General features: G+C 67.0%; 6 protein-coding genes and 3 rRNA genes. 7 read left to right on the top strand and 2 right to left on the bottom strand.

Annotated features, from left to right (window positions below):
- Positions 1–120 precede the first annotated feature (120 nt).
- The 7 genes from ACF9IK_RS11830 (at position 121) to ACF9IK_RS11800 (ending at position 9,940) form a co-directional block, all read left to right on the top strand.
- Positions 121–573, top strand: a complete 453-nt coding sequence (locus tag ACF9IK_RS11830; RefSeq protein ID WP_395294194.1) for a hypothetical protein — start codon at positions 121–123, stop codon at positions 571–573.
- A gap of 85 nt (positions 574–658) precedes the next feature.
- Positions 659–1,603 carry a nucleotidyl transferase AbiEii/AbiGii toxin family protein gene (locus tag ACF9IK_RS11825; protein WP_395294193.1) on the top strand — a complete coding sequence of 315 codons (945 nt, stop codon included), beginning with the start codon at positions 659–661 and terminating at the stop codon, positions 1,601–1,603.
- Positions 1,604–1,705: 102 nt separating this feature from the next.
- Positions 1,706–3,229, top strand: coding sequence for a CoA-acylating methylmalonate-semialdehyde dehydrogenase (locus ACF9IK_RS11820; RefSeq protein WP_395294192.1), 1,524 nt, complete (start codon positions 1,706–1,708; stop codon positions 3,227–3,229).
- A 654-nt stretch (positions 3,230–3,883) separates the two neighbouring features.
- A 16S ribosomal RNA gene (locus ACF9IK_RS11815) occupies positions 3,884–5,399 on the top strand.
- A 279-nt stretch (positions 5,400–5,678) separates the two neighbouring features.
- Positions 5,679–8,796 (top strand): 23S ribosomal RNA (locus tag ACF9IK_RS11810).
- 79 nt (positions 8,797–8,875) lie between these two features.
- Positions 8,876–8,992 (top strand): 5S ribosomal RNA (gene rrf / locus ACF9IK_RS11805).
- The 16S, 23S and 5S rRNA genes sit together here, the layout of an rRNA operon.
- 96 nt (positions 8,993–9,088) lie before the next feature.
- Complete coding sequence (locus ACF9IK_RS11800; RefSeq protein WP_395294191.1) at positions 9,089–9,940, top strand: phosphatase PAP2 family protein; 852 nt, start codon at positions 9,089–9,091, stop codon at positions 9,938–9,940.
- A 71-nt stretch (positions 9,941–10,011) separates the two neighbouring features.
- Here ACF9IK_RS11800 and ACF9IK_RS11795 read toward each other — a convergent pair whose 3' ends face one another.
- Both ACF9IK_RS11795 and ACF9IK_RS11790 read right to left on the bottom strand, forming a co-directional pair.
- Positions 10,012–10,575, bottom strand: a complete 564-nt coding sequence (locus ACF9IK_RS11795) for an acetate uptake transporter (RefSeq protein WP_395294190.1) — start codon at positions 10,573–10,575, stop codon at positions 10,012–10,014.
- Positions 10,576–10,904: 329 nt separating this feature from the next.
- On the bottom strand, positions 10,905–13,472 hold the full coding sequence (locus ACF9IK_RS11790; RefSeq protein ID WP_395294189.1) for a SpoIIE family protein phosphatase: 2,568 nt from the start codon (positions 13,470–13,472) through the stop codon (positions 10,905–10,907).
- Positions 13,473–13,574: the final 102 nt, after the last annotated feature.

The raw sequence follows: 13,574 nt of genomic DNA, 5'->3' as shown, positions 1-13,574 counted from the left end.
CCCGGGCAAGCCCCTGTACCCGTGTAAGAGATGCCCGCCGTCCGCCTCTCGTCGTTGACGGCGGGTCTCTCGTTCCCGCCGCACGACGGCCAGCAGTCACGCTGGGGGACGGGAGACGCCATGGAGCGCAAGGGACACGACACGGAGCACGCCGGACTGCACTGGCTCGCCGAAGCCGCACCGGACCCGCAGGCCTGCCGGGCGCAGTGGGAGCGCATCGGGGCGGGACCGGTGCTGCTGCCCGCCGGCCACCGCTGGGACGTCCTCTCGGTGCCCGGCCGGCTCGGCCACCCGGCCCTCGACATCCTGGACACCGGCTTCTGCGGACCGGCTCTCACCGACCCCGCCGGCGAGAGCGTCGGCTTCCTGGTGCCCGTCGGAACCGCCGCCCGCTGGGTCGGCACCGGCGTGCGCACCGCGGGCAGGGGCACCTGGATCGTCGTCCCGCACCCCGAGCGGCGCAGCCGGGGCGTGCGCTGGCTCGTCCCGCCCGACGGCTCCGGCCGGCTCAACGACCCGGTGCTGCTGGAACTCGCCCTGCACGAGGCCGCCGCCCGGCTCAGCGACCTGTGAGGCTCACGGGTGCCCTTGCGGTCGGCCTCCCCCGCGGCGGTCGACCGTGGACGCGCGGAGCGGCCTGCCGCGTCAGACTGGAAGCGTGACCACCGTCCCGGACGCCGTCGACGCCGCCCCCCACCCGGGCCCGCCTCAGCTACGGCTCGCCGACCTGGCCGCGCCCGTCTGCGACCGGCTCGGGCTAGCCCTCGCCGGTGGGCACGCGCTGCGCGCCCACGGGGTGCGGGCCTGCGCCCAGGACGGGCTCACCCTTGTGACGAGCGGCGCGACCGACCTGCCGGAGGCCGCCGCCGACCTTGCCACCGCCTACCGGGCGGCCGGCGGCGAGGTCGCCGACCGCCCCGGCACCCCGCGCCTCGAACAGCTCTCGGTGCGGCTGACCCTCGGCGGGCGGTCGCACACGGTGGAGCTGCGCAAGGAACCGCTGGGCCACCGGCCGGTCCGGCTCGACCTCGGCGTTCCCGCGCCCGGGGAGCCGGCCGTGGCCGTGCCGGTCGTCGCGTTGGAGGACGCGGCGGCGCTGACCACCGCGCTGCTCGTCGACCGTGGCATGCCGCGGGACCTGATCGACGTCCACGCGCTGACCGCCTGGTACCGGGAGGGCGAGCTGGTGGCGTTGGCCACCGCGCTCGACGCGGACTTCCAGCTCACCGTGCTTGCCGACCGCCTGGAGACGCTGGCCGAGGCCGCGGACGGGCGGTTCCGCGCCCGGGGGCTCCCGGCCGGCGCGGTCGACGGGCTGAAGCGGTGGGCCCTGGCCTGGTCGCAGGACCTCCGGCTCGATCTGCTGGAGACCCAGGAGGCACCGGACGGGCTGCACGACCCCTACCTGGAGGCCGCGGAGGAGGACGCCGACGGGGACCCAGCGGGGACGCCCACAAGTCCGCGGACGCCTGACGGACTTCCTTCGACGGCTCCGCCCGCGCCCGTTCGGCGGAGTCGGCCGACGACCTGTAAGGCTGAATCCCGGATCCCCGTCAGCCTGTTCGTTGAGGCGCGCGTCGACGGAGACCAGACTGGGTGGTGAGCGCGGTAGCCCCGTGATCCCGTCGCCCGGCCCACCCGCGGGCGGCGCCAGACAAGGGACCGGCGGCACGATGCCGCCCGGGACTTCGGAGGCAGACGGACCTTGAGCAAGCACATCACCCACTGGATCGGCGGCGAGCCGGTCGCCACCGCCGGCGCCACGCCCCGTCGCGGTGACATCTTCGACCCGGCCACCGGCCAGGTCACGGGCCACGTCGACTTCGCGGAGATCGCCGAGGTCGACCAGGCGGTCGCCGCCGCGGCCTCGGCCTTCGCCGAGTGGCGCAACGCCTCGATCGCCAGGCGCACCACGGTGCTCTTCAACTTCCGTGAGCTGCTCAACGCGCGCCGGGACGAGCTGGCCTCGATCATCGTGTCCGAGCACGGCAAGGTGCACTCGGACGCGCTCGGCGAGATCGCCCGCGGCCTGGAGGTCGTCGAGTACGCCTGCGGCATCCCGCAGCTGGTCAAGGGCGGCTTCAGCGAGCAGGCCTCCACCGGTATCGACGTCTACTCGATCCGCCAGCCGCTCGGCCCGGTCGCGATCATCTCGCCGTTCAACTTCCCGGCCATGGTGCCGATGTGGTTCTTCCCGATCGCCATCGCGGCCGGCAACACCGTGGTCGTGAAGCCCTCGGAGAAGGATCCGTCCGCCGCCAACTTCCTGGCCGGGCTGTGGAAGGAGGCGGGCCTGCCGGCCGGCGTCTTCAACGTGGTCCACGGCGACAAGGTCGCCGTCGACCGCCTCCTGGAGCACCCCGACGTCAAGGCGGTCAGCTTCGTCGGTTCGACCCCGATCGCCCGCTACGTCTACGAGACCGGCACCCGCTACGGCAAGCGCGTCCAGGCGCTCGGCGGCGCCAAGAACCACATGCTGGTCCTGCCGGACGCCGACCTCGACCTCAGCGCGGACGCTGCCATCAACGCAGGCTTCGGCGCGGCGGGCGAGCGCTGCATGGCCGTCTCGGTCCTGGTCGCGGTGGATCCGATCGGTGATGAGCTGGTCGAGAAGATCAAGCAGCGAATGGCCACCCTGAAGGTCGGCCCCGGTTGTAACGGCGACTCCGAGATGGGACCGCTGGTCACCGGGCAGCACCGGGACAAGGTCACCTCCTACGTGGAGTCCGGCGTCGCCGACGGTGCGGAGCTCGCCGTCGACGGCCGCAAGCACCCGGTCGCCACCGAGGACAAGAACGGCGCCCCGACCGCGGACGGCTTCTGGCTCGGCCCCACGCTGTTCGACCACGTGAAGCCCGGCATGTCCGTCTACAACGACGAGATCTTCGGCCCCGTACTGTCCGTCGTGCGCGTCGCCTCGTACGAGGAGGGCATCGACCTCATCAATGCCAACCCGTACGGCAACGGCACCGCCATCTTCACCAACGACGGCGGCGCGGCCCGGCGGTTCCAGCACGACGTGGAGGTCGGCATGGTCGGCATCAACGTGCCGATCCCGGTCCCGGTCGCCTACTACTCCTTCGGCGGCTGGAAGGCCTCGCTGTTCGGCGACTCCCACGCCTACGGCCCGGACGGCGTGCACTTCTTCACCCGGGGCAAGGCCGTGACCCAGCGCTGGCTCGACCCGTCGCACGGTGGCATCAACCTCGGCTTCCCGACCAACAGCTGAACCACCCCGAAACCCCCCGAAACCGTCGGCCGGACCCCGTTCCCCTCGGAGGTCCGGCCGGCGGCGTCTCCAAGCACCGTTTGCATCCGACCGGGGATCGGCGTAGTGTTCCCTAGTCGCTCGGCAGGGAGCACCGGACACGCATCGGCGCGGACGGTCCCGGGGCGGCCAATCCCTTGGAACACCACTCCTTCCCTTTCGGGCTGGATTGCGTCTTGTCGCTTTCCTGTTCGGGGCGGGGTCTATTCGGTGTGTGCGTTTATGGGGATTGCGGCCGGATTCGCCTTTCGGGGCGGGGATCGGCTAGAGTTTGAAACGTCGGACGGGGCGTCAAGCCCGGGAAGGCGCTGGCGAGTTGGATGAAGGAAGCCCCGGAAAACGGAGCGGAAATCGTCTGATAAGCTGGAAACACGAAAGAACGAAGCGCCCGGAGGGCCGGTGTGAGAGCCGCCTGAAGGAAGTGTCCGTTCCTTGAGAACTCAACAGCGTGCCAAAAGTCAACGCCAGATATGTTGACATCCCCGGCCCCGGATTATCCGGGGTTGGAGATTCCTTTTGAAATAACACTAGCGAGGACGCAGTGCGCGGGGCCGCCCTATTCCGGTGGTTGCCGTGCCGCTCAACGCGGGTGTTTCGCTCGATTACGGGCAAGCATTCACGGAGAGTTTGATCCTGGCTCAGGACGAACGCTGGCGGCGTGCTTAACACATGCAAGTCGAACGGTGAAGCCCTTCGGGGTGGATCAGTGGCGAACGGGTGAGTAACACGTGGGCAATCTGCCCTGCACTCTGGGACAAGCCCTGGAAACGGGGTCTAATACCGGATATGACCTTCCTCTGCATGGGGGTTGGTGGAAAGCTCCGGCGGTGCAGGATGAGCCCGCGGCCTATCAGCTTGTTGGTGGGGTAATGGCCTACCAAGGCGACGACGGGTAGCCGGCCTGAGAGGGCGACCGGCCACACTGGGACTGAGACACGGCCCAGACTCCTACGGGAGGCAGCAGTGGGGAATATTGCACAATGGGCGAAAGCCTGATGCAGCGACGCCGCGTGAGGGATGACGGCCTTCGGGTTGTAAACCTCTTTCAGCAGGGAAGAAGCGCAAGTGACGGTACCTGCAGAAGAAGCACCGGCTAACTACGTGCCAGCAGCCGCGGTAATACGTAGGGTGCGAGCGTTGTCCGGAATTATTGGGCGTAAAGAGCTCGTAGGCGGCCTGTCGCGTCGGATGTGAAAGCCCGGGGCTTAACCCCGGGTCTGCATTCGATACGGGCAGGCTAGAGTGTGGTAGGGGAGATCGGAATTCCTGGTGTAGCGGTGAAATGCGCAGATATCAGGAGGAACACCGGTGGCGAAGGCGGATCTCTGGGCCATTACTGACGCTGAGGAGCGAAAGCGTGGGGAGCGAACAGGATTAGATACCCTGGTAGTCCACGCCGTAAACGTTGGGAACTAGGTGTTGGCGACATTCCACGTCGTCGGTGCCGCAGCTAACGCATTAAGTTCCCCGCCTGGGGAGTACGGCCGCAAGGCTAAAACTCAAAGGAATTGACGGGGGCCCGCACAAGCAGCGGAGCATGTGGCTTAATCGACGCAACGCGAAGAACCTTACCAAGGCTTGACATATGCCGGAAACGTCTAGAGATAGGCGCCCCCTTGTGGTCGGTATACAGGTGGTGCATGGTTGTCGTCAGCTCGTGTCGTGAGATGTTGGGTTAAGTCCCGCAACGAGCGCAACCCTTGTTCTGTGTTGCCAGCGAGTAATGTCGGGGACTCACAGGAGACTGCCGGGGTCAACTCGGAGGAAGGTGGGGACGACGTCAAATCATCATGCCCCTTATGTCTTGGGCTGCACACGTGCTACAATGGTCGGTACAAAGGGCTGCGATGCCGCGAGGCGGAGCGAATCCCAAAAAGCCGGCCTCAGTTCGGATTGGGGTCTGCAACTCGACCCCATGAAGTTGGAGTTGCTAGTAATCGCAGATCAGCATGCTGCGGTGAATACGTTCCCGGGCCTTGTACACACCGCCCGTCACGTCACGAAAGTCGGTAACACCCGAAGCCGGTGGCCTAACCCGTAAGGGGAGGAGCCGTCGAAGGTGGGACCAGCGATTGGGACGAAGTCGTAACAAGGTAGCCGTACCGGAAGGTGCGGCTGGATCACCTCCTTTCTAAGGAGCACATAGCAGCTTCGGGCGAATGTCCCGGAGTGCTCGCTCATGGGTGGAACGTTGACTATTCGGCACACTGGGTTGGGATTCGTTAGTACTGCTTCGGCGTGGAACGCGGATTGTTGATCGGGTGTGTCGGGCACGTTGTTGGGTCCTGAGGGAACGGCTGTATGGTCGTTGCTTCAGAGTTGCCGGTCTCACTGAAGAGGTGCCTTCGGGTTCTTGGAGGTGGGTGACTGGTCGTTGTTTGAGAACTGCACAGTGGACGCGAGCATCTGTGGCCAAGTTTTTAAGGGCGCACGGTGGATGCCTTGGCACCAGGAACCGATGAAGGACGTGGGAGGCCGCGATAGGCCCCGGGGAGCTGTCAACCGAGCTTTGATCCGGGGGTGTCCGAATGGGGAAACCCGGCAGTCGTCATGGGCTGTCACCCGCTGCTGAACACATAGGCAGTGTGGAGGGAACGCGGGGAAGTGAAACATCTCAGTACCCGCAGGAAGAGAAAACAACCGTGATTCCGGGAGTAGTGGCGAGCGAAACCGGATGAGGCTAAACCTAGGTGGTGTGAGACCCGGCAGGGGTTGCCGCTTGGGGGTTGTGGGAATGAGCTTCAGTCGTCTGCCGGCGGCTGGGCGAGTCAGAAACCGTATGGATAGTCGAAGGACATGCGAAAGGTCCGGCGTAGAGGGTAAGACCCCCGTAGGCGAAATCTGTACGGCTTGCTTGCTCATCTCCCAAGTAGCACGGGGCCCGAGAAATCCCGTGTGAATCTGGCGGGACCACCCGCTAAGCCTAAATATTCCCTGGTGACCGATAGCGGATAGTACCGTGAGGGAATGGTGAAAAGTACCGCGGGAGCGGAGTGAAATAGTACCTGAAACCGTGTGCCTACAAGCCGTGGGAGCGTCGTCATCAGCTTGCTGGTGGCCGTGACTGCGTGCCTTTTGAAGAATGAGCCTGCGAGTTTGCGGTGTGTAGCGAGGTTAACCCGTGTGGGGTAGCCGTAGCGAAAGCGAGTCCGAATAGGGCGACCCAGTTGCATGCCCAAGACCCGAAGCGGAGTGATCTAGCCATGGGCAGGTTGAAGCGCGGGTAAGACCGTGTGGAGGACCGAACCCACCAGGGTTGAAAACCTGGGGGATGACCTGTGGTTAGGGGTGAAAGGCCAATCAAACTCCGTGATAGCTGGTTCTCCCCGAAATGCATTTAGGTGCAGCGTCACGTGTTTCTTGCCGGAGGTAGAGCACTGGATAGGCGATGGGCCTCACCGGGTTACTGACCTTAGCCAAACTCCGAATGCCGGTAAGTGAGAGCGTGGCAGTGAGACTGTGGGGGATAAGCTCCATGGTCGAGAGGGAAACAGCCCAGAACACCGACTAAGGTCCCTAAGCGTGTGCTAAGTGGGAAAGGATGTGGAGTCGCAGAGACAACCAGGAGGTTGGCTTAGAAGCAGCCACCCTTGAAAGAGTGCGTAATAGCTCACTGGTCAAGTGATTCCGCGCCGACAATGTAGCGGGGCTCAAGCACACCACCGAAGTCGTGTCATTCACATAATAGGCCCAACGGCTGTGTGGATGGGTAGGGGAGCGTCGTGTGCCGGGTGAAGCGGCCGAGGAATCGAGTCGTGGACGGTATACGAGTGAGAATGCAGGCATGAGTAGCGATACAAGAGTGGGAAACTCTTGCGCCGATTGACCAAGGGTTCCTGGGTCAAGCTGATCTGCCCAGGGTAAGTCGGGACCTAAGGCGAGGCCGACAGGCGTAGTCGATGGACAACGGGTTGATATTCCCGTACCCGCTTTGAAGCGCCAACGCTGAACCTCTTGATGCTAAGCCCGTGAAGCCGGCCCGGAGTCTTCGGATGATGGGACGTGGTGGAGCCGGTGACCCAACGGGGTAGTAGGTGAGCGATGGGGTGACGCAGGAAGGTAGTCCAGCCCGGGCGGTGGTTGTCCCGGGGTAAGGGTGTAGGGCGTTGTGTAGGCAAATCCGCACAACATGTAGCCTGAGACCTGATGCCGAGCCGATTGTGGTGAAGTGGATGATCCTATGCTGTCGAGAAAAGCCTCTAGCGAGTTTCATGGCGGCCCGTACCCCAAACCGACTCAGGTGGTCAGGTAGAGAATACCGAGGCGTTCGGGTGAACTATGGTTAAGGAACTCGGCAAAATGCCCCCGTAACTTCGGGAGAAGGGGGGCCATTCCTGGTGATGACACGTGCTGTCTGAGCTGGGGGTGGCCGCAGAGACCAGCGAGAAGCGACTGTTTACTAAAAACACAGGTCCGTGCGAAGCCGTAAGGCGATGTATACGGACTGACGCCTGCCCGGTGCTGGAACGTTAAGGGGACCGGTTAGCTAGAGTTCGCTCTGGCGAAGCTGAGAACTTAAGCGCCAGTAAACGGCGGTGGTAACTATAACCATCCTAAGGTAGCGAAATTCCTTGTCGGGTAAGTTCCGACCTGCACGAATGGCGTAACGACTTCTCGACTGTCTCAACCATAGGCCCGGTGAAATTGCATTACGAGTAAAGATGCTCGTTTCGCGCAGCAGGACGGAAAGACCCCGGGACCTTTACTATAGCTTGATATTGGTGTTCGGTTCGGCTTGTGTAGGATAGGTGGGAGACTTTGAAGCGGCAACGCCAGTTGTTGTGGAGTCGTCGTTGAAATACCACTCTGGTCGTGCTGGATGTCTAACCTGGGTCCGTGATCCGGATCAGGGACAGTGTCTGGTGGGTAGTTTAACTGGGGCGGTTGCCTCCTAAAGGGTAACGGAGGCGCCCAAAGGTTCCCTCAGCCTGGTTGGCAATCAGGTGTTGAGTGTAAGTGCACAAGGGAGCTTGACTGTGAGACTGACGGGTCGAGCAGGTACGAAAGTAGGGACTAGTGATCCGGCGGTGGCTTGTGGAAGCGCCGTCGCTCAACGGATAAAAGGTACCCCGGGGATAACAGGCTGATCTTCCCCAAGAGTCCATATCGACGGGATGGTTTGGCACCTCGATGTCGGCTCGTCGCATCCTGGGGCTGGAGTAGGTCCCAAGGGTTGGGCTGTTCGCCCATTAAAGCGGTACGCGAGCTGGGTTTAGAACGTCGTGAGACAGTTCGGTCCCTATCCGCTGTGCGCGTAGGAGTGTTGAGAAGGGCTGTCCCTAGTACGAGAGGACCGGGACGGACGAACCTCTGGTGTGCCAGTTGTTCTGCCAAGGGCATGGCTGGTTGGCTACGTTCGGGAGGGATAACCGCTGAAAGCATCTAAGCGGGAAGCCTGCTTCGAGATGAGCACTCCCACCTCCTTGAGAGGGTAAGGCTCCCAGTAGACGACTGGGTTGATAGGCCGGATATGGAAGCCCTGTGAGGGGTGGAGTTGACCGGTACTAATAGGCCGAGGGCTTGTCCTCAGTTGCTCGCGTCCACTGTGTTGTTCTGAAACAACGACCCCCGCCATCGATGGGTGGGCGGTAGATAGTTTCATAGTGTTTCGGTGGTCATAGCGTGAGGGAAACGCCCGGTTACATTCCGAACCCGGAAGCTAAGCCTCACAGCGCCGATGGTACTGCAGGGGGGACCCTGTGGGAGAGTAGGACGCCGCCGAACAATCATTCCGAAATGGCCCCCTCCAATGTTGGAGGGGGCCATTTTGCGTTAACGTCTCTGCCACCACACCTCGGCTCGGCGGAGAGGCGCGCACCGTTGCAGAATCTGACCCTTACCTGGCAGTCCGCCGGGGGCGCCGCGGCCGCGCTCTACGGGGGCTCCTACGCGGCGGCGAGGTGGCGGCGTGGTCCGCTGCCGGCGTTGCTGCGGGAGGCCGGCACGCTGCTGGCGTTGTTCGCGCTGTGGCAGCTGGTGGGGAAGCTCTCGCTGATGAGCACCGAGCACGCGCTGGACCGGGCGCGCTGGATCCACCGGGCGGAGCTGGTGGTCGGCTTGCCGGACGAGGCGGCCTGGCAGGCCGCCGTGACGCCCTACCCGGTCCTGGTGCGGGCGGCGAACTACTACTACGCCGCCATGCACTTCACGGTGATGCTGGCGGTGCTGGCCTGGGTGTACCTCCGGCACCGGACGCGGTACACGTGGGTACGGACGACCGTGGTGATCACGACCGCGGTCTGCCTCCTCGTGCAGTTCATCCCGGTGGCGCCGCCCAGGATGCTGCCGCAGGACGGGTTCGTCGACGTGGCGGCGGAGTACGGGCAGTCGGTGTACGGCGGCGCGGTCGGCGGGGTGGTGCCCGCGCAGTTGTCGGCGATGCCCTCGGTCCACGTGGCCTGGTGCGTGCTGGCGGCGGTGGCGGTGATCAAGGTGTCGCCGAGTCCACTGCGCTGGCTGGTGGTGCTGCATCCGGTGCTGACGGTCGCGGTCGTGGTCGTCACGGCCAACCACTTCTGGGCGGACGGCCTGGTCGCCGTCGCCATCCTGCTCCTCTCCTACGCGGCCCAGGCGGGCTTCGCCCGCCGGCAGGACCGCCGGGCGGCGGCTCGGGCCACGGCCGGCCGGGCGGCCGGTGCGTCCACCGCGGAGCGGGCCGACACCCGCGGCTGAGCCGCGGCGACACACGCCGGTGGGCCGGACCTCCCCGCGCGGGGAGGTCCGGCCCACCGGCGTTTCTCCGGCTACTTGACCGGCAGGACGGTCCGGCCCCACGCGCTGTTGGTCAGCGACGCGGTGGCCCAGTACCAGGCGACGAGCCCGGAGGCCGCGGCGACCCAGCCGGCGAACTTGGCGAGACCGCCGGAGGTGTTGAAGCTGGCGAAGGCGGAGAGCACCAGGGAGACGGTCAGCAGCCCGTAGACGGCACGGCCGAACAGGCCCGCGTTCCAGCTGGCCGCGGTGAGGGTGAGGGCGAGCAGGGCCCACAGGAGCAGGAACAGCCCGGCGGCGTTCTTGCCGGCACCTCCGGCCGCGGACCAGGTGGCCCAGAAGGCCCCGAGGCTGGTGAAGGCCGTCCCGGTGAAGCCCTCGCCGCCGCGGAGCTGCCAGATACCGGCGACGAACAGGGTGAGACCGCCGACGAGGTGGGCGAGGTGTGCCGAGTCCCCTACCCCGGTGCCACTGAGGAGGCCGGTGGAGAGAAGACCGTAGGCGAGGAGAGTCAGGCCGAGGGCGAGGTAGCCGAGGTTACCCGCGTCGGCTCCGGTGGAGCGGGCGTTCTGTGCCCCGGTAGCGTCGTTGCTCACCGGAGGCTCCTTTCACTCTGGGCGCGCGCAGGGCGCGATCGACCACAGGGGGATGTTCGATGAGGTGGATGCGCGCGACCGCGCCGAGGGCGCACGGCTGGAGCGTGCGACGGCTGCGGTCAGAATGACGGCTCAGCGGAGAACCGCTGGTCGTGTCCCCGCCGGGGGATTCCCCGGTGAGATCGGTGTACCCGGCCCGGCGAGCTTGTACCCTTGTGAATCGTACAATTTGTCACGCTGTCAGCTGTGGAACGCTCACGATCGCTCATCGATGGCACGCCGAAGGTCCCGGACGGGGCCACGGAGAGCCCGGGAGAAGAGCCCGGACCTCAGCCGGTGCGCTGGGTGGGCACCCGCAGGGTGAGGATCGCCATGTCGTCGGAGGGCGGCTCCGGGGCGAACCGCTCGACCGCCCGCTGCACCCGCAGGGCCACCGCACCCGCGGTCAGCCCGGTGCAGCCGGTGAGGACCTCCGCGAGGCCGTCGTCGCCAAGCATCCGTCGACCCTCCCGACGCTCGGTGACGCCGTCGGTGACGCAGAGCAGGACCTCGCCGGGGGCGAGCACCAACCGCTCGGCGGTGAGCTCGAGTTCGTCCAGGACGCCGAGCAGCGGTTGCGGGGTGGCGGCCCGGTCGACCTGGCCGTCGGTGCGCAGCCGCAGCGGCAGCGGGTGGCCGGCGCAGACCAGCGAGAGCTCGGTGCTGCCGTCCGGCTGCGGGGTCAGCTCGCCGTAGAGCAGGGTGAGGAAGCGGCTGCGCGAACCCTCGTCCAGGATGGCCGCGTTGAGCCGGCTGAGGACCTGTGGCGCGTCCAGGCCCTCGCGGGCGAGCAGGCGCAGCGAGTGGCGGGCGAGGCCGGTCACGGAGGCGGCCTCGGGGCCGGTGCCGCAGACGTCGCCGATGGCGAAGCCGTAGGTGCCCTCGCGGATGGTGAAGAGGTCGTAGAAGTCGCCGCCGACCTCGTTCCCCTCGCCGGCGGCCTGGTAGTAGACGTCCACCTCGACGCCCGGGATCTCGGGCAGGTCCGGCGGCAGCAGACTGCGCTGCAGGGCCTGGCTGGTGGCGGTGCGCTCGGAGTAGAGCCGGGAGTTGTCGAGCGCGAGGGCAGCCCGGCGGGAGAGGTCCTCGGCGAGCTCCAGGATCTCCTGGCGGAACCGGATGCCGGCCGGCGAGCCGAGCGCGAGCAGGCCGATGACGCGGTTGCGGGCGGTGAGCGGCAGGACCACCGTCTCGCCCAGCAGACCGCCGAGTTCGGGGCTGTCGGCGAGTCCGCCGGCGCGGGCGGTGTCGCTCGGGGCGGTCCAGAAGCGGACGCCGTGGGTGGGGCCGGACTCGGGGACCGAGGTCTTGTCGAGCAGGGCGCGCAGCGGGTCGATCCGGTCCTCGTCCTCGTGCAGGACGAAGGCGAGGGAGGCCGGGGCACCGTGGTCGCCGTTGGTGTAGACGGCGCACCAGGACGCCAGGGTGGGGACGGCCATCTGCGCCATCAGGGCGAGCGTCTGCTCGTGCTGCAGGGTGCCGGCCAGCAGGTCGGAGGCCTCGACGAGGAAGGAGAGCGAGCCGCGGCGGAGCCGTTCGAGCTCGGTGAGCCGGGTGCTCTCGATGGCGAGGGCGACCCGGTCGGCGGCGAACTGCAGCCGCAGCGCGTCCTCGTTGTCGTAGCGGCCGGGTGCCGCGGCGGCGATGCCGAGCGAGCCGATCAGCCGTCCCTCGACCTTGAGCGGGACGGTGAGCAGGGAACGCAGTCCGCTGTTGGCGAGGAGGGCGAGGCCGGTGGGGCGGGTGCTGAGGTCCTCGTGGACGGACGGCATCCGGGCGGAGTCGTAGCGGTTGCCGGTCTCGACCGGGAAGCGGGCGTGGCGGCGGTGCCCGGTGGTGAGGCCGGTGGCGGCGCGGACCTCGAACTCCGTCTCGTCCTCGGTGGTGAGCAGCACGTAGGCGGCGTCGGCGTCGAGGAGGTCGCGGGCGCGTTCGACGGTGCGCTGGAGCAGGGTGCCGAGGTCGTCGGTGCCGGCCGAGCCGGTGAGCAGGTCGAGCCGCGCGCCACCCTGTTCGGTCTTGTCGCCGGGCAGGGTGCGGGCGGGGGAGCGGAGCACCGCGCGGTCGGGTTCGAGGACGAGCAGACAGAGCGTGGAGGGGATGCCGTCGGTGTCGCGGACGCGGACCTGCACGCCGTAGACCTCGACGGTGCGGCCGTCGGAACGCCGCAGGCCGAAGCTGCCCTCCCAGCGGGCCAGCCGGAGGGTGGCGGCCAGGCCGAGGCCGAGACCGGTGCCGGGGCCCTGGGGCCAGACGGCGAGGTCGGCCCAGGGGCGGCCGAGGACGGTGTCGGCCGGGTGCTGGAAGAGCGCCTCGGCGTCGGGGTTCCAGGCGAGGACACGGCCGTCGTCGTCGAGTTGGACCACGGCGACGCGCAGTGGGCTGGTACTGCTGGGAAGTTCGCTGCCGGGGGTGGCGGGCACGGCGTACCGGGTGCCGGTGACGTGGGCCGGCAGCGGGAGGCGGAACCAGACGGTCTTGCTGCCCGCGCCGTACTCGACGCCCCAGCGTTCGGCCAGGGCGGAGCACATCAGCAGGCCGCGGCCGCCCTCGCCGTCGGGATCGGCGTAGCGGTCGGAGGCGGTGACGGGGACGTCGGCGTAGGCGGGCAGGCCGCGTTCGGGGTGGTGGTCGGTGACCTCGATCCGGACGGTCTCCGCCTCGCGCAGGCAGCAGACCTCGGCGGCGGTGCCCGCGTGCACGACGGCGTTGGTGACCAGTTCGCTGACCAGGACCACGGCGTCGTCGACCACCTCGGGCAGGCCCCAGCCGAGCAGCGCGTCCCGGACGAACGCCCGTGCGGCCCCGGCGGACCGGCCGACGGGTTCGAAGGTGGCGGCTGCGCGCGCGGTGACCACGTTGCCACTTCTCCTCTGCTCTGGCCCTGGCTGTCCGGGTGCGGCGCCGACTCCCCGGACGCGCCGGCGGGGTGAGCGGCGGCGCTGGGTCGGGTTGTGGCC

Origin of the sequence: Kitasatospora hibisci, from assembly GCF_043950205.1 — a bacterium.
Lineage (GTDB): Bacteria > Actinomycetota > Actinomycetes > Streptomycetales > Streptomycetaceae > Kitasatospora > Kitasatospora hibisci.
The sequence above is the reverse complement of the archived record's forward strand: the minus strand, read 5'-3'. Positions and strand labels throughout refer to the sequence as shown.